Origin of the sequence: Hymenobacter aerophilus DSM 13606 (assembly GCF_000382225.1) — a bacterium.
GTDB classification, from domain to species: Bacteria; Bacteroidota; Bacteroidia; order Cytophagales; family Hymenobacteraceae; genus Hymenobacter; species Hymenobacter aerophilus.
This window is the reverse complement of the sequence record NZ_KB907802.1, coordinates 231457-246666: the sequence shown is the minus strand read 5'-3', so window position 1 is coordinate 246666 and position 15210 is coordinate 231457. Positions and strand designations below refer to the sequence as shown.

Here is a 15210-nt window from a genome sequence, read left to right as displayed (position 1 = left end):
GCGGCCTACGACAGTGATGCGTTGCGGGCCCTGATAGCGCAGGCAGGAGCCAAGGCGGTCATTAAGCCGAATCCACGGCGCAAGAACATGCCTCATTTCGACCCAGTGGCCTATCGGCAGCGACACCACATTGAGCAGACGTTCAGCAAAATGAAGCAATTTAGACGCTTAGCCACCCGCTACGATAAGCTGGACCGCACGTTTGACTCCTTTATCTGTCTACGAGTTATCACGCTCTACCTTAATTGAGAACAGCTCCTAGTGAGTAGAAAGAACAGTGTCATGCTGAGCAAAGCCGAAGCATGACACCGTTCTTTCACTACGTTCATTCATCCGCTCATTCCCTATTCAACTCCTTCCGCAACACCTGCAACACCAGCGGCTCGGCTTGCAGCGGCACACCGAAACGGGTATCGGTGGGGAAGGCCACGGTTTCGGGGGTGCGCTGGTAGCCCAGGCGCTCGTACCAGGCCAGCAGCTCGGCGCGCACCGAAATAACGGTCATGCGCACGGCGCGGCAGCCCAGGGCGCGGGCGTGGCTTTCGGCGGCCTGCACCAGCTGCCGGCCGATGCCGCCGGCCTGCTGCGTGGGCTCCACGGAAAGCATGCCCAAATACAACTCGGGGCCCTGTTGCTGCAGAAATACACTGCCGACTAACTCGCCGTCGGCGGCGCGGCGGGCCAGCAGAAACTGCGCGCCGGGCTTGTCGAGCTGTTCGCGCAAATCGGCTTCGTCGGTGCGCTGGCCGGCGAGCAGGGCGGCCTCAGTGGTCCAGCCCTGCTGGGAGGCCTCGCCCCGGTAGGCGCGGTTGACGAGGCGGTTGAGGGACGGCAGGTCGGCGGCGGTGGCGGGGTAGAGGTGCAGCATGCGGTGAGATGGTGAGGTGGTGAGGTGGTGAGTTGACGTTCGGCTGGCGCGGCTGGTCCTGGTTGAGCGGCCGGTGCGGCTGGTGAACCGCCGCTGGTGCAAGTTGGGCCGCCGGAACGTCAAACTCACCATTTCACCATTTCACCATTTCACCACCTCACCACCTCACCAGTTCACCATTCCGCCTTTCGTAACTTCGCCCCAGCACCCACCCTCCGCTCATGAACTTCGAAACCGCCCCCACCCCGGAAATCGATTTGACTGCCCCAGCTGCCACCCAGGCCTCGCCCGAACTGCTGCGCCGCGCCTACCGCCTCATGCGCACCGGCGACGAGCTGGCCCGCCTCTACGAAGAAAACAAGGCCGTGACGGCCAAGTACGTGCACGCCACGGCCCGCGGCCACGAGGCCATCCAGCTGGCCGCCGCCACCTGCCTGGGCCCCCACGATTACGCCGCGCCTTACTACCGCGACGACGCCATGCTGCTGGGCATCGGCATGCAGCCCTACGAGCTCATGCTCCAGCTCATGGCCAAGCGCGACGACCCGTTTTCGGGCGGCCGCACCTACTACTCGCATCCTTCGCTGCGCCGGGCCGGTTTCCCCACCATCCCGCACCAAAGCTCGGCCACCGGCATGCAGGCCATTCCGGCTACTGGCGTGGCCCAGGGCATCAAGTACCTGGAAAGCCAGGGCGTGGGCCTGCTGCAGGCCGACCCGCGCGACTTCTACGAAAGCGGCCAGCCGGTGCCCGGCCTGTACGCCTCGGTTCCGACTGGGGAGTATGATGATAATTCGCTGGTAATCTGCTCGATTGGTGACGGCGCCATGACGGAGGGCGAGGTGAGCGAGGCCCTGCAAATGGCTGTGCTGCACCAGCTGCCCATCATCTTTCTGGTGCAGGACAACGAGTGGGGCATTTCGGCCACCGGCCGCGAAATGCGCACGATGAACGCCTACGAGTTTGCCGCCGGCTTCAAGGGCCTGCACCGTTTGCAGACCGACGGGGCCGATTTCCTGGCCAGCTACGCCACCATGCAGGAGGCTGCCGACTACGTGCGCGCCCGGCGCGGGCCGGTGCTGGTGCACGCCCGCTGCCCGCTGCTGGGCCACCACACCAGCGGCGTGCGCCGCGAGTGGTACCGCGGCGACAACCTGGCCGAGCATACTGTAAACGACCCGCTGCCCCGCTTCCACGAGCAGTTGCTGGCAATGGGCTTCGCGGAAGATGAGCTGCAGCAGCTGGCCGACGAGGCCCGCGCCACCGTGCAGGCCGACTACGCGCGCGCCCTGGCGGCCCCCAACCCCGACCCGGCCACGTTTGCCGACCACGAGTTTGCCCCGCCGGCCGTAACCGAGGAAGCCGGCGAGCGGGCCCCCGCCGGCGCCGATAAGGCCCTGATGGTGGATGCCGCCCTGCACGCCGTCGACGACATTCTGCGCGAGTTTCCCGAGGCCCTGTTCTACGGCCAGGACGTGGGCGGCGAGCTGGGCGGCGTGTTCCGCGAGGCGGCCCTGCTGGCCAAAAAGTACGGCGACGCCCGCGTGTTCAACACGCCCATTCAGGAGGCCTACATTGTGGGCAGCACGGCCGGCATGAGCGCCGTGGGGGCCAAGCCCATCGTCGAAATCCAGTTTGCCGATTACATCTGGCCCGGCCTCAACCAGCTGGTCGAGGAGCTGAGCAAGTCGTGCTACCTGAGCAACGGCCAGTTTCCGGTGCAGAGCCTGATTCGGGTGCCCATCGGGGCCTACGGCGGGGGCGGGCCCTACCACTCGGGCTCCATCGAAAGCACGCTGCTCACTATCCGGGGCATAAAAGTGGTGTACCCCAGCAACGCCGCCGACATGAAAGGCCTGCTACGCGCCGCTTTCCTCGACCCCAACCCGGTGGTGCTACTGGAGCACAAGGGCCTGTACTGGAGCAAGGTGCCCGGCACCGAGGAAGCCAAAACGACCGAGCCCGCCGCCGGCTACGTCATCCCGCTGGGTAAGGCCAACGTTTTCCAGCCGGCCGATGCGCGCAAGCTCGAAAGCGGCGAAACCTGCGTGGTTATCACCTACGGCATGGGCGTGCACTGGGCCCGCACGGCCAGCCGGCAGTTCCCCGGCCAGGTTGAAATCCTGGACCTGCGCACCCTCAACCCCCTCGACTGGGAGGCGGTGCAGGCGGCCGTACAGCGCCACGGCAAGGCCCTGGTGCTCACCGAGGAACCGCTCCTGAACTCCTTCGCTGAGAGCCTGGCCGGCCGCATCCAGCGCCATTGCTTCCGCCAACTTGATGCGCCCGTGTTCACCCTCGGCGCCGCCAACCTGCCCGCCATTGCCCTCAACGTGGAGCTGGAACGCCAGATGCTGCCCAACCCCGACAAAGTAGCCGCCGCCCTGGCCGAGTTGCTGGGGTATTAGGCGAGATAGTGAGGTGGTGAAATGGTGAGTTTGATGTGCTGAGGTCTTTATGATACCGTAAGGGCCTCAGCACGTCAAACTCATCCCACAGACAGCGCTAAGATTAAAAAAGCCCGTCATCCTACAGCAGGATGACGGGCTTTCTCGTTTACTTCTAAGCTCTAAGCTCTAAGCTCTAAGCTCTAAGCTCTAAGCTCTAAGCCTAGTTCTTCACCAGCTTGATGACCTGCGTGGTGTTATGGCCGCTAATGCGGAGCAGGTACACACCCTTAGCCAGGTTCTGGGTGGGCAGCACCTGCTCCTGGCCACCGCTGGCGGGCCACTCGGCTACTTTGCGGCCTTCCGCGCCCAGTACTTCCACGCGGTAGGTACCGGCGGGCAGCTGCGTTAAGTCGAGCGTAACGTCGGCGCTGGTGGGGTTGGGGAAGAGGCGCACTGTAGGCGTACTGTTGCTGCCATCGAAGCGTACCGTTTGCACTTCCGAGCGGGCTACCGTGCCATCCAGGTCGAGCTGGAGCAGGCGGTAGTAGCGGAAGCCTGATTGGGCGCCGACGTTTTTATCGGTGGTGCGGTAATCGGTGCGCTGAGTGCTGGTGCCGCGGGCAGCCAGCGTGGCCACCGGCACGAAACTGCGGCCATCAACGGAGCGCTCTACCACGAAGCTGGCGCTGTTCACCTCCTGGACCGTCGTCCAGCTCACCAGTGCGTCGCGGCCCACGGCCTGAGCCCGGAATTCGACCAGCGTAACGGGTAGCGGCACGGCTTTAATCTTAGAGCGGAAGATGGCTTCGGTGCCCTCTGCACCCACCAACGGAGCCGTCGAGGGTGTGCCGCCGTAGGCCGGGTCGTAAAGGTCGACCAGGCCGTTGAAGTTGTCGTCGTGGTAAGTAGAATGGCCGCGCTGTAGGAAATTTGGTATTCCGTTACCGGTGTCATCTTGTAAGAAAACCGAATTCAATACCGGGTTAGGGCTGCCGATAACGTAATAAGTAGCCTTGCCCGGGTTCGCCAGCGCGAAAGCCTGAGCCTTGGCTATCAGTTCCTCGCCGGCCGTACCATTCTGGTTGTCGTCGAAGCCCTCGGTCCAGTCGGCCGTTTGCTCATTAATGGGCAGGCTGGCTTTACCAGCATTATCATTGTCGGAGTCGCGGTCAAACATATCAATCTTGCCGACATTATCAGAATTGACTGGCGTACCAATAGCTACCCCCCCTGCACTGGGGTCATAAGCATCGCGAATACCGTTCTTATTTACATCAGTTTTGAAGTTAGCCTGCGTTTTGCGGGCAGCATAAGCCGCAGTTGTCTGCGCCTCTATCTCATCAGTAATGCCGTCGTTGTCGGAATCGATGTCGAGAAAGTTGTAATTATTGCTCTGCTTACCACTGACTCTCCGCCAATCTTTATCAAAATCAGCCAAAGAATACCGGTTATCATCAACTTCGAGGCTATCGGCAGCGCGAAACTCAGCCGCGTCAGGCATACCATTATCACCTACAGCACCCGTAAACCTGGCCTGAGTTGCATCATAGATGCTAGTTCCCCGCGACCATACCGGATTTTTGTTGTCATAGGCCTCAAAAGCGTCAGGCAGGCCATCGCCATCCGAGTCGAGGTCGAAGTGGTTGGGAATGCCGTCGAGGTCAATATCGAAAATATCGTTAATGCCATCGTTGTTAACATCCTGGAAAGCGCCCAAGACGGGATGCACATACTCCGCATCGAGATATCGGACGGGCGGATTGGGACGAGCTAAGGATGGGGCCGGAATAAAGCCCGGGTCAATGGTTTCTTTAATGGTAGCAGTGTTTCTGTCAAAAGCAGTGAAGCCCTCCAGGACGTCCGGAATACCGTCGTTGTCGTCGTCAATATCCACGTCGTCTGACACTCCGTCGTTGTCGTTGTCGCAGGCGCTGGAGTAGGTGAACTCGGTGGCCCCGTTGAAGGCCGCAAAGCCGTAGGTCCAGGTATTGACGGTGTACTGGTTTCCATCGTCGTTGGTCGCGCCCCAGGTATGGACGCCATTCGTCGAAACTTGCCCCGCCAGCTCAACCCGCGGACCTGTGTCTGGAAACTTGGTCGCCGGCAGGTTGCTGTCGTCCCAGTACAGGCGGTCGTAGGTCAGGCCGTTGGCCGGGCGCACGTTGCGCACCCGGAAACCGTCGGGATTGCCCTCGGCATCATACACCGGAAAGTTAAAGGCCGCGCCGTTGCTGGTAAACTGAAACTTGATAACCACGCCGGCCGCCACATCAACGTCCTGGCCATCCTTGCCATTCCACACCACGGTGTTGCTGGTGCCGGCATTCACGCTCTGCGTCAGCAGCACGTCAGTCGAGTTAGCCTGGTAGCCGGCCGTATTGTTCAAGTCAATCAGGATATCAAACTGACCGGCTTCGGCCGAAAGCGTGGTGAAGGCCACCTGCGTTTTGCCGTTGCTGCAGAACGGCTGCGGCGTTACGCTCACCGTCGGAACGGGGGCGCTGGGCCAGATGCTTTCGTCGGGGTTGTTGACGAAGTTGGGATATTTAGCGTAGGCGGTGTTGCTCTTTTGGCTCTTGCGGCGGGTAGGAAAATCCTCGGCCCCGCCAATAGGGCTCGAACCGAAGTCATTGGTTACGTAGAAGAACACCAGTGGCCGCATGCCGGCCAGCTCTACTTCCTTCACGTAGTACTGCCCCGGGTTCTTCTGGCTTTCCACCAGCGGAAACATCTTGAACGTGGCCGATAGCCGGTTCAGATAATCGTTGCCCCCGGCTGAAGTGCCGGCGGTGAAAGCCCAGAACCGGCTGTACAGGCGGCCGGGCTTCTCCAGCCCATCGGTGCCCTTCACGGTAAAGTCCCAGAAGTCGTATTCCGAGCGGGTCTGCCCACTAAAGGTAGCCTTCGTCTTCAAGTCGTTGAACGCCCCCTGCGTGCCGGTGCTGGTATACTCGCCCACCTGGGTGAATTCCACAAAAAAGTCCTGGGTGCTACCGGTGTTGTTCAGGTAGGTGAGGGGGCGGTAGCCGGTAGCGCCGGCCAGCGGGCGCGGCCCCGCCTGGGCTTCGGATGCCCCGGCAATCACGCCATCCTGCTCGGTGTTGAGCGCCGCCTGATTGGAGCTGCTCTGGTCGCGGGCAAGCGTCGTTTGCTGCACAATCGTGCCATCGCCCGCGCCGTAACGAACCGTCAGGACTAAGTCGGCGTAGTTGACGTTGGAGAAGTTGCTGCGATGCACACCATAGTAGAGCGTCTCGCCCGGCTTCAGCCGCACGTACATCCGGTAATCTTCCTTGAAGGGGAGGGCCGTGGTTCCCCAGGAACGGGGCTTAAGAAAGCCCAGCGACACGTTTTCGCCCCCGATGGCATCGTGGGTCAGAAAGCCGGCACGGGTGTTGGCCGGGTCCGTAAGGGCCACAGTGGGATTGGAGTTGGGCGTAAGCTGCTTCGAGCCCTCGGCCCGGGCCAGGCTAACCGGTAAGCACAGCAGCAGACCTGCCGCCAAATGGAGTAATGGTATTTTCATCAGCATGAAATGGAAGGGAGGAGGAGAAGCGTATTCCGGGGCACTGCCTTCGTGGGCAGCCCTGGAACAAACGGCCGGAGCCGGAGCAATTAGCGCAGGGTAGCTAAGCCGGGAATGTAACTAAACCCGTAAGACCTAAATCAGCCGTTCAAGGGAAATCGGCTGCCAAAAATAGTAATTCGAACGATAAAAGCTACTTAGTGCCGGATGAAACACTTGGTTGGCGACGAAGTGACAATGAATTAATGATGCTAAAAAGTGGTACTATAAAAATAAATAATTTTCTGAATGCATAAAAAAAGCCCCTGCCGGGCCAAGCAGTCCCTCTGGGGTACGCTTGGCGCGGCAGGGGCGCGGTCGGAAAGAAAATCTTAAAACGGGTACCCGATGCCCAGGTTGAAGGCCGTCTGGTCTTCGCGGAAGCTGAAGTTGCGGATGGCCCACTTGCTGCCCGGCGCGGTGGGGTCATAGACCTTGGTGGCCACGTCGAGGCGCATAATCAGGAAGCTGAAATCGAAGCGGAAGCCGAAGCCCGAGCCCACGGCGAACTGCTGGTAGAACTTGTTGAAGCGGAACTCGGCCCCCGGCCGCGGGTCGGAGCGCAGGGTCCAGACGTTGCCGAAATCAGTGAATATAGCCCCTTTGATGAAGTTGTAGAGCGGAAAGCGGTACTCGATGTTGCCTTCGAGCAGCAACTCGCCGGGCTGCTCCAGGTTGTAGTCGCGGACCAGGTTTCCATCCTTGTTGCGCAGCAGCTGGGTGGGGTTGTCGGGGTTGAACTTGTACTGGGTAAACGAGCCCGGGCCCAGGCGGCGCGGTTTCCAGGCCCGCACGCTGGAGCTGCCGCCCGAAAACAGGTACTTGTCGTACGGAATCAGGTAGGAGGACGTGGTGCGCTGGCTGCCGTCGCGGGCAATGGTGGTCAACTCGGTCGGGCTTAGGGCAGCCACGGCGCCGCCCGCCAGCCGGTACACCAGGTACGAGTCGGAGGTGAGCTTGTAGTAGCGGCGGTAATCGGCCGTAATCTTGGCGAAATCATAGATTTTCAGGTCGCTCTGGCGCAGGTTGCGGGTGTCGGTGAGCAGCGGCTGCTTCTGGTAGAGGCCGCGGGTGAGGCCGCCCACTTCGGCAAACAGGCGCAGGTAGCGGGCGTCGCGGGTCTGGGTGAAGTCGTTGGAGTTGTAGAGTGAGGTGGCGTTGATGCTGGGAATGAGCAGGTTGTCGAAGCTGCGGAACAGCGGCGAACCCTGCAGCACCAGCAGGTTCTGCAGGAAATCCTGGAAACGGGGGCTGATCTGGGTCGTGCGGATAATGCTCAGGTCGATGGGCGTGAGCACGTACTGGTGGAACGGCGAGCGTTGCCAGATGTAGTCGAACGTGCCCTCGGCATTGGTGCGGGTGTAGTCGGGCCGGTCCACGTAGGTGTAGGAGGCGTTGATGCGGGTGCGCGGGTTGTACTCGCTCAGATGCGGGCCCATCCGCCAGGGCACCAGAAACCGCGGCAGCACCAGGTTTACGTTGGCCCCGAGCTGGGTGGTCAGCTCGTGGGGCAGCGAGGGGTTGGTTTTGTCGCTGGCGTCGCCCGTGATGATGTACTGACCCTCGAAACCGGCCCGCACCCCGAACTCCAGAATTTCGGCCCCGCCAAACACGTTGCGGATTTTCAGGCGCACGTTGCCGAAGGGCCCCACTTCCTGGGCCACGTAGGTGCCGCCGAATTCGGTGGTTTCCTGAAACCGCTTGGCCGGCGCGGCGCTGACGGTGGCGTCGAGCAGGCCCTGGGTCGAGTCGGCCGGGGCTTCGGCGCCGCGCACCCGTCGGTAGGTGATGGTGGTGAAGCGGAACATATCCAGGCTGCCGAACTGGCGCTGGGTGCGCTGGGTGCGCAGCAGGCTGTAGGGCTGGCCGGGCCGCAGCGCCATTTTGCGGTCGAGGGCCCGGGGGCTGATGCGGTGGCGGTAGGCCAGGTAGTTCACCGAGTCGCGCACGAGCGTGTCGCGGCTGCGGCCGAAGCGCACGATGCCCGCGTCGCTGACCACATCTACGTGGCGCAGCGTGTAGCGCTTGTGCTCGCCGCGGGCCGGGTCGGCCACCAGCGTACGCAGGCGCACCGTGGTGGGCCGGAAGCTGGTGTCGGCTTCGAAGGTGACGTACTGCTGGCGGAAATCGTAGTAGCCCTGGTTTTTGAGCAGCGTTTCCAGCCGCACGCGCTCGGCCCCGATTACCTCCTCGTCGTACTGGTCGCCTTCGCGCAGCAGGCTCTGGGGCCGGGCCGCCCGCACCCGCTGGGCCACGGCCGAGTCGGCCACCTCATCGTCGAGGCGCGAATAGTGGAAGGCCGGGCCCTCCTGAATGGTGTAGGTGACGGTAACGCGCTGCGAGTCGGTGGTGTAGGGCGACTGCAGGGCCAGCAGCCGCAGCGGCGTGAAGCGGCGGGTGGGCACGGTGTCGGAAACCGTAACGGCGCTGCGGAAAAAGCCCTTCGACTTCAGGTAAACGCCCAGCTGCTGCACCGAGGCGGCCGTCAGCGACGAGTCGTAGACCACCGGCGGCTCGCCCAGGCGCATGATGGCGTTGCCCTTGTCGAGGGCCAGCTGATAGCGGCGCTCCTTCTGCTCGCGCTTGCGCAGCAGCCGGCCCACCTGGGCCGAGTCGGTGCCGGCCTCGGCAATCTTCCGGGCGTAGTCGGCCTGGGTGTCGGCCAGTTTTTGGGCAATGCGCTCGGGGTGATAAAACGAGCGGCCAAACTGGTAGATGGTTACCTTTGGCAGCGGGAAGGTGCTGTTGGGCTGCTGCTGCACCAGCGCCGCCAGCCGTTCGGGGTCGGCCTTTTCGGTGCCCTGGATGTCCACATCGTCGAGCAGCCGCTGGCCGGGCTTCAGCAGCCGCAGCGGCGAACAGCCCGCCAGTCCGCCGCCGGCCAGCAGCAGGCCCGCCAGGGCCAGCCGCCGCAGCCGGGGCAGTTTATTCAGCGTAAAATTGCGCCCCACAGGGGTTTCAGAAGGTGCCAATGGTTTCAAAAGCAGTAGCGAAATACGTGCACGCGCTGCACCTGAAGAAGTACCGCACCCGCCACGGCGCCTTCCTGGTGGAAGGCGGCAAAAGCGTGCGCGAGCTGCTAAGTTCCGGCATTCTCACCGAACGGCTGATAGCGACGCCCGAATTTGCGGAGAAAATTGCCGCCGAGCTGCCCGCCAGCGTCCCGCTCGACCTGGTGTCGGCCGACGAGCTGACCCGCCTCAGCTCGCTGAGCACCAACAACACGGCCCTGGCCGTGGCCCGCCTGCCCGCCCAGCTGCCCCTGCACCCGGCCGCCAGCCAGCTGCTGCTGGCCCTCGACGACGTGCGCGACCCCGGCAACGTGGGCACGCTCATCCGGCTGGCCGACTGGTACGGGCTGGCCGGGGTGGTGTGCTCAGAAACCTGCGCCGACCCTTGGGCGCCCAAAACGGTGGTGGCCACCATGGGCTCGTTCACCCGCGTGCCCGTCTGGCAGCGCGACTTGCCCGCCTGGCTGGCCACGCTACCCGCCGAATTGCCCGTGTACGGCGCCGACCTGCACGGCGACAACGTGCACCGCCTCACGCTGCAGCCCAGCGGCGTGCTCATCATGGGCTCCGAAAGCCACGGCCTCACGCCGCCCGTCGAAGCCTGCCTCACGCAGCGCCTGCACATTCCCGGCCGCGGCCAGGCCGAAAGTCTCAACGTGGCCGTATCGGCGGCCATTCTGCTCGATAACTTCTACCGGAACGAGGTAAGTTAGGAAGTTGAGAAGTTGAAAAGGGGTTGTCATCCTGAGCGCAGCGAAGGACCTATACAGAAGCTAACATCAAGTAATAGCTTCCGTATAGGTCCTTCGCTGCGCTCAGGATGACAACCCCTTTTTCAACTTCTCAACTTTCTAACTCAATTCAGTAGGGTGAGGCCGAAGCTGATGGTCTGGGCCTGGGGGCCGCGGTTTTCCTTGAACAGCTCGTTGAGGCTGTACTTGGCAAACAGGTCGATACCGCGGATGCCGATGGTGCCCTGCAGGCCGTACTGGAAATCGTTGAGGTTGTAACTGCCGCGGTCCTTGTCTTTTTTGGTGTTGCCGTCTTCTTCGTACTTAAGCTTGGTGTGCGAGCCCAGCCGGTAGCCCACAAACCCGCCGGCCCCGATGCGGAAGCTGTCCTTGCCCTTGGCGTCGCGGAAGCTGAGCGCCACCAGCAGCGGCAGGTTAATGGTCGATACCGACAGCTTGCTCTTCTCGTAGTTGCGGCCGTTTTCGGTGGGCAGCTCCAGCGTCGTTACACCGTTCTGGTTCACGAAGCGGCGGTTGTTGTCGAGCATATAGTTGTTGAAGGCCAGCTCGGGGCCGGTGTGCAGGTACAGCGGCGAGCCTTTGGCGCCCACCCGGATGTCGTAAATCCAGTTGAAGCTGATGTAGCGCGAGCCCCAGGGACGCAGGTCCAGCGGGTTGCCGCCCAGGTCGGGCTGCTTGTTGGTCAGCGCGTTCAAGCCCAAATCGATGGTGAAGTTGCTGTGCACGGCCCGGTTGTCGCGCTCCTCCTGCCTGGCCTTGCGCTCAGCCGTCCGGATCGAGTCGGACTTGGCCGACGAGCCCACCCGCACCGACACCCGGTCGTTGCCGTCGGCGTTGCTTTCCTCCACCGTCACGCCAAACACCCGGCCCACGCTTACGTCCACCCGGTCGCCCTTTTTAGTGGTCTGGGCAGGGCTCTGGTCGTTGTGCATCGTGATGCGGATTTGCTCGGGCACCCGCTTGCCGGGCTGGTCCTTGGCGGGGTAGAACTCCATCGTCACCTGCTCCGAAGTGGAGTTTTTGCTGGCCTTTTCGGCCTGGGCAATATAGGTGTCAAGCAGCAGCATAAGCGAGTCGAGCTTGTAGTTGCGCAGCTCGCGCAGCTGGGCCCGGTCCTTTACATAAAGCGTCATCGTGGCCTGGTTGGGCAGGCGCACCACAATGGTGTCGTCGTTCAGGGGCGCGTTCAGCGCGCGGGCCGAGCCGGTGGTCGAAACCAGGGCCAGCACCATCGTCAGCAGCGGAAGCAGGAGGAGGCGTTTCATGGAATTTAGGTTTTAGGACTTAGGGACTTAGGGACTTAGGTTTTAGGGCTTAGACAGGTTCTGTCCTCCTGAGCACGTTGCGCTTAGGGCAAGGACGAAGGGCCTTAGCACGTTAAGGCGACTCGTTCAGGTGGGATAAGGTCCTTCGCAAGCTCAGGAGGACAGAACCTGTCTAAGCCCTAAAACCTAAGCCCCTAAGCCCTACAATTGAATGGTTTTGGTGAGCGTGCGGCCGGCCAGGCGGGCCTGCACGGTTACCGTTTCGGGCAGCCCGGCAGCCGTCAGGCTCACCGGCTCGCCCTGCACCACGTTGCGCACCTGCCGAAGCACGGCCAGCACGCCGCGGCGGCGGGCCGGCTGCTCCGGCGCCGGCGCCTCGTAAGCGGGCCGGACTTCCACTTCAATCGGGCCGGTGAGGGCGACCGTTTGGGTGGGCAGCGCGGCGGGCCGCTTCGGGGCCGGGGCCAGCGTAGGCTGAGGCAGCTCGGGCGTGGTGGCGGCCAGGGCCGTTACCGGGGCCGGCTCGTTTGCCGGCGGGTTCGAAGCAACCGTCGCCGTGTGGGTCGAGGGCCGGCGGTCGGCGGCCGGGCCGGGTTGTACACCCCCGGACCGGGCGGCCGATGCGCGAACCGTAGTGGCCACTAAGGCGGCCGGCCCGGAGGCTTCAGCGGTGGCGGTTGCTTCTGAGGGGCTAGATGGGGCGGCGGCCTCCGCCGTTGCCCGGGCCGCCTCATTTATTTGCGCGGCGGCCAGAAGCGGCTGTTTCTCAGCCGAATTATTTCCCGGACCAGCGGCCTGCGGCGCCGTTGCGCCAGCGGCCGGCCCGTGGTTGGGCGCAGAGGCGGCCAGCTCAGGCCGGGCCGCGGGGCCCGCCGCGCCGCCACCCAGCAGCAGCCAGCCGGCCGCGCCCAGCAGCACGAGCAGCGCCACCGAAGCCGCCGCCAGCCACATCACAGGGCGGCGGCGCCTGGCGGGCTGAATTTCGGCCTCGATTTCGGCCCACACGAAGGCGGGCGGGGTGGGGGCGTGGCCCGCCAGCCGCTCGCGAAACAGCTTATCAATATCTTCCGGTTGCATACAGTTCTTTCGGTGAAGTGTTGGGGAGGGCAGGGCGGGCCTGGGCATCGGCCACCGCCAGGCGGCGCTGCAGCATGCCGCGGGCCTTGCTGAGCTGCGATTTGCTGGTGCCCTCCGAAATGCCCAGCAGCTCCCCGATTTCGGGGTGCGAGTAGCCCTCAAGGGCGTACAGGTTGAAAACGGTGCGGTAACCGGCCGGCAAACCCGCCAGCAAGGCCAGCATATCGTCGGCCGAGAGCTGGCTTTCGGCCGTGGCGGCCACGGCCGGCACGTCGTAAGTCAAATCATCAATGGCCATATGCAACGGCTCCTTGCGGCGCAGCATCCCGAGGGCCTCGTTGACCACAATGCGCCGGATCCAGCCCTCGAACGAGCCTTCGTGCCGGTACTGGTCGAGGGCGCGGAATACCTTGGTAAAGCCCACAATCAGGGCCTCCTCGGCATCCTCGCGCCTGCGCAAATAGCGCAGGCACACCGACAGCATCAAACCCGAAAACTGCTCATAGAGCTGTTTCTGGGCCCGGCTACTGCCCTGGCGGCAGGCGACAATTAACTCAGTTTCCGTCACGGGAGCAGCGTAAAGTTCAGGTCAGAAGCAGTTCGTTTGGGGCGTCAGATGCAAGGTAAGCGGTAAGGGTTGCCTGGGGAGAAGGAAAAATTTCAGCGGTTTATTAAATCCGTTCTGTGCAATAGCCCCGGAGGGGCGACATATCGGTAGAAACTACGTTAGCCTACAGCAAAGCCCCAGCGGGGCGACACAAGCCGTTCAGCCGTTTGTGTCGCCCCGCTGGGGCTTTATCGTCCATATCTTATTTTACTACCGATATGCCGCCCCGCCGGGGCTGTGCTGCAGCATCATCGCTTAACATCTAACCTTAATACTGCCCGATGCTTAGCATCACCAGCGTGCAGGCTTCTTCGGTTTGGATGCCGCGCTGTTGGGCCAGCTTTTCCAGCTCGGGGTTTTCGGTGCCGGGGTTGAAGATGATGCGTTTGGGGTTCAGGTCCAGAATGTAGTCGTACCAGCCGGGCTGGTTCTGGGGGCCGACGTAGAGCGTGACGGTGTCCACGCCTTCGGCGGCGGGCCGGTCGTTGCGGATGTCGAGGCCGGCCACCTGGCCTTTGCGGATGCCCACCGGCACCACTTCGTGGCCGTGCTGCTTGAGTTGGTGCACGGCCCGGTAGGCATAGCGGGCGGGGTTGTCGGTGGCACCTAAAACGAGGGTCTTTTTCATAAGAACGGATGCTATCGGGTGATTTGAAACGGGGCAGGCGGGCCGCGTGACGCGACGGCCGAACCCCGCAAACGAGCAGTGCTATACGCAGGCCCGGCTGCAAAGTAGTACGGAGCCGAAACGCTCACCGCTTGCTGAGGCCCCTAAAAAGCGTGTCCAGTTGCTCGCGCGAAGCCTGGCAGGCCTGGGCTGGCGGCCATTATAACGTTTTATAAACGACCGTTTGGAAAGTGTTATGAGGCCAATTCATCACTATAGCAACCAATTATTTACTCAGAAGAAGCTAAAGGATTATAACGCTAAGGTCAGGCCAATCAATTGAACTGGTCGCCACCGCAATCGCCATGCGTCAGCAGTGGCATAGCTAGGTACGAATCCGAAAGTAGGAGGGCTATTGGGATAGGTGCGAATGGCAGTTCCACTCCCGCTATCGCGCCGCCGATTATAGCTAGCACTCAACGCCGATTCAGCAAATACATGGAGGCGCGCTGCTATAGCGACATTTATACCCAAAAAAGGGCGGGCCTCCAATTGCCATTGCTTACTGGCAAAGTGCACATCGTACTGAAAAGCGCCACCAATATCTTGCCCTATCCGCTTGTCATGGAAATCGCGACGACTAACGCCAGTGCCCACCTCCGCGCCATATGTAAGCGTCGTACGGCGACCGATGGGCCGCTGCCATTCGTAACCTACATAGCCACTCAGCTCCCAGAATTCAATACTGCTGCCGGGTAAAATCCCAGTAACATCCATAGTATCACGCCAACTGTATTGGCCCACGAGCCGGACTCGCGCCATCTGATTGACTTTTATCCGTCGCTTATACAAAAGCCCTAATGGTAAGCTACGGTTGGCTTGGAAGAACTTGTGCAACTGCGGGCTGGCCGTCAGGCCCAGTTGGTGACGGTAGGTAGTATCGGTAGACGTTTGCGCAGCCACAGTGAAGGGCAAAACTGCGAGCATCAGGGCAAAAGGCTGTTTCATCAGGGAAGGATAGGGTAACTATTTACCACAGAAAAGTACTACATAAATTGCGCTGGTTAT

11 protein-coding genes are annotated in these 15210 nt (G+C 62.2%); 3 read left to right on the top strand and 8 right to left on the bottom strand.

Annotated elements, in window-relative coordinates:
- Positions 1 to 249, top strand: a 249-nt coding sequence (locus H145_RS0103840) for an IS5/IS1182 family transposase (protein ID WP_019946816.1), incomplete at its 5' end; no start/stop codon positions are given.
- Positions 250 to 337: 88 nt separating this feature from the next.
- Here the strand turns inward: H145_RS0103840 and H145_RS0103835 are convergent.
- Positions 338 to 868 (bottom strand): GNAT family N-acetyltransferase, encoded by a 531-nt coding sequence (locus H145_RS0103835; protein WP_019946815.1) that lies wholly within the window; start codon positions 866 to 868, stop codon positions 338 to 340.
- A gap of 221 nt (positions 869 to 1089) precedes the next feature.
- Between H145_RS0103835 and H145_RS0103830 the strand changes: the two genes are divergently transcribed.
- Positions 1090 to 3276: an alpha-ketoacid dehydrogenase subunit alpha/beta gene (locus tag H145_RS0103830; RefSeq protein ID WP_019946814.1), complete on the top strand. Its 2187-nt coding sequence runs from the start codon at positions 1090 to 1092 to the stop codon at positions 3274 to 3276.
- A gap of 202 nt (positions 3277 to 3478) precedes the next feature.
- On the opposite strand, the gene H145_RS22500 is transcribed toward H145_RS0103830, so the two are convergent.
- Positions 3479 to 6784, bottom strand: a complete 3306-nt coding sequence (locus H145_RS22500) for a T9SS type A sorting domain-containing protein (protein ID WP_169513154.1) — start codon at positions 6782 to 6784, stop codon at positions 3479 to 3481.
- 371 nt (positions 6785 to 7155) lie between these two features.
- Positions 7156 to 9774: a translocation and assembly module lipoprotein TamL gene (gene tamL / locus H145_RS0103820; RefSeq protein ID WP_019946812.1), complete on the bottom strand. Its 2619-nt coding sequence runs from the start codon at positions 9772 to 9774 to the stop codon at positions 7156 to 7158.
- 20 nt (positions 9775 to 9794) lie between these two features.
- Between tamL and H145_RS0103815 the strand changes: the two genes are divergently transcribed.
- Complete coding sequence (locus H145_RS0103815; RefSeq protein ID WP_019946811.1) at positions 9795 to 10547, top strand: TrmH family RNA methyltransferase; 753 nt, start codon at positions 9795 to 9797, stop codon at positions 10545 to 10547.
- A 143-nt stretch (positions 10548 to 10690) separates the two neighbouring features.
- On the opposite strand, the gene H145_RS0103810 is transcribed toward H145_RS0103815, so the two are convergent.
- The 5 genes from H145_RS0103810 to H145_RS23935 all read right to left on the bottom strand — a co-directional run bounded on the left by H145_RS0103810 (position 10691) and on the right by H145_RS23935 (position 15150).
- Entirely contained in the window at positions 10691 to 11851 is a 1161-nt protein-coding gene (locus H145_RS0103810; protein WP_019946810.1) for an outer membrane beta-barrel protein, read from the bottom strand.
- A 201-nt stretch (positions 11852 to 12052) separates the two neighbouring features.
- Positions 12053 to 12928: a hypothetical protein gene (locus H145_RS0103805; protein ID WP_026351230.1), complete on the bottom strand. Its 876-nt coding sequence runs from the start codon at positions 12926 to 12928 to the stop codon at positions 12053 to 12055.
- Entirely contained in the window at positions 12909 to 13496 is a 588-nt protein-coding gene (locus H145_RS0103800) for an RNA polymerase sigma factor (protein WP_019946809.1), read from the bottom strand. The genes H145_RS0103805 and H145_RS0103800 overlap by 20 nt, the downstream gene beginning before the upstream one ends.
- Positions 13497 to 13803: 307 nt before the next feature.
- Positions 13804 to 14163, bottom strand: a complete 360-nt coding sequence (locus H145_RS0103795) for a CoA-binding protein (RefSeq protein ID WP_019946808.1) — start codon at positions 14161 to 14163, stop codon at positions 13804 to 13806.
- Positions 14164 to 14454: 291 nt separating this feature from the next.
- Positions 14455 to 15150 carry a hypothetical protein gene (locus H145_RS23935; RefSeq protein ID WP_157541109.1) on the bottom strand — a complete coding sequence of 232 codons (696 nt, stop codon included), beginning with the start codon at positions 15148 to 15150 and terminating at the stop codon, positions 14455 to 14457.
- Positions 15151 to 15210: the final 60 nt, after the last annotated feature.

Coding starts and splice junctions, on each gene's coding strand:
- H145_RS0103835 (WP_019946815.1), bottom strand. CDS start 868: ATGCTGCACCTCTACCCCGCCACCGCCGCCGACCTGCCGTCCCTCAAC.
- H145_RS0103830 (WP_019946814.1), top strand. CDS start 1,090: ATGAACTTCGAAACCGCCCCCACCCCGGAAATCGATTTGACTGCCCCA.
- H145_RS22500 (WP_169513154.1), bottom strand. CDS start 6,784: ATGAAAATACCATTACTCCATTTGGCGGCAGGTCTGCTGCTGTGCTTA.
- H145_RS0103815 (WP_019946811.1), top strand. CDS start 9,795: ATGGTTTCAAAAGCAGTAGCGAAATACGTGCACGCGCTGCACCTGAAG.
- H145_RS0103810 (WP_019946810.1), bottom strand. CDS start 11,851: ATGAAACGCCTCCTCCTGCTTCCGCTGCTGACGATGGTGCTGGCCCTG.
- H145_RS0103805 (WP_026351230.1), bottom strand. CDS start 12,928: ATGCAACCGGAAGATATTGATAAGCTGTTTCGCGAGCGGCTGGCGGGC.
- H145_RS0103795 (WP_019946808.1), bottom strand. CDS start 14,163: ATGAAAAAGACCCTCGTTTTAGGTGCCACCGACAACCCCGCCCGCTAT.
- H145_RS23935 (WP_157541109.1), bottom strand. CDS start 15,150: ATGAAACAGCCTTTTGCCCTGATGCTCGCAGTTTTGCCCTTCACTGTG.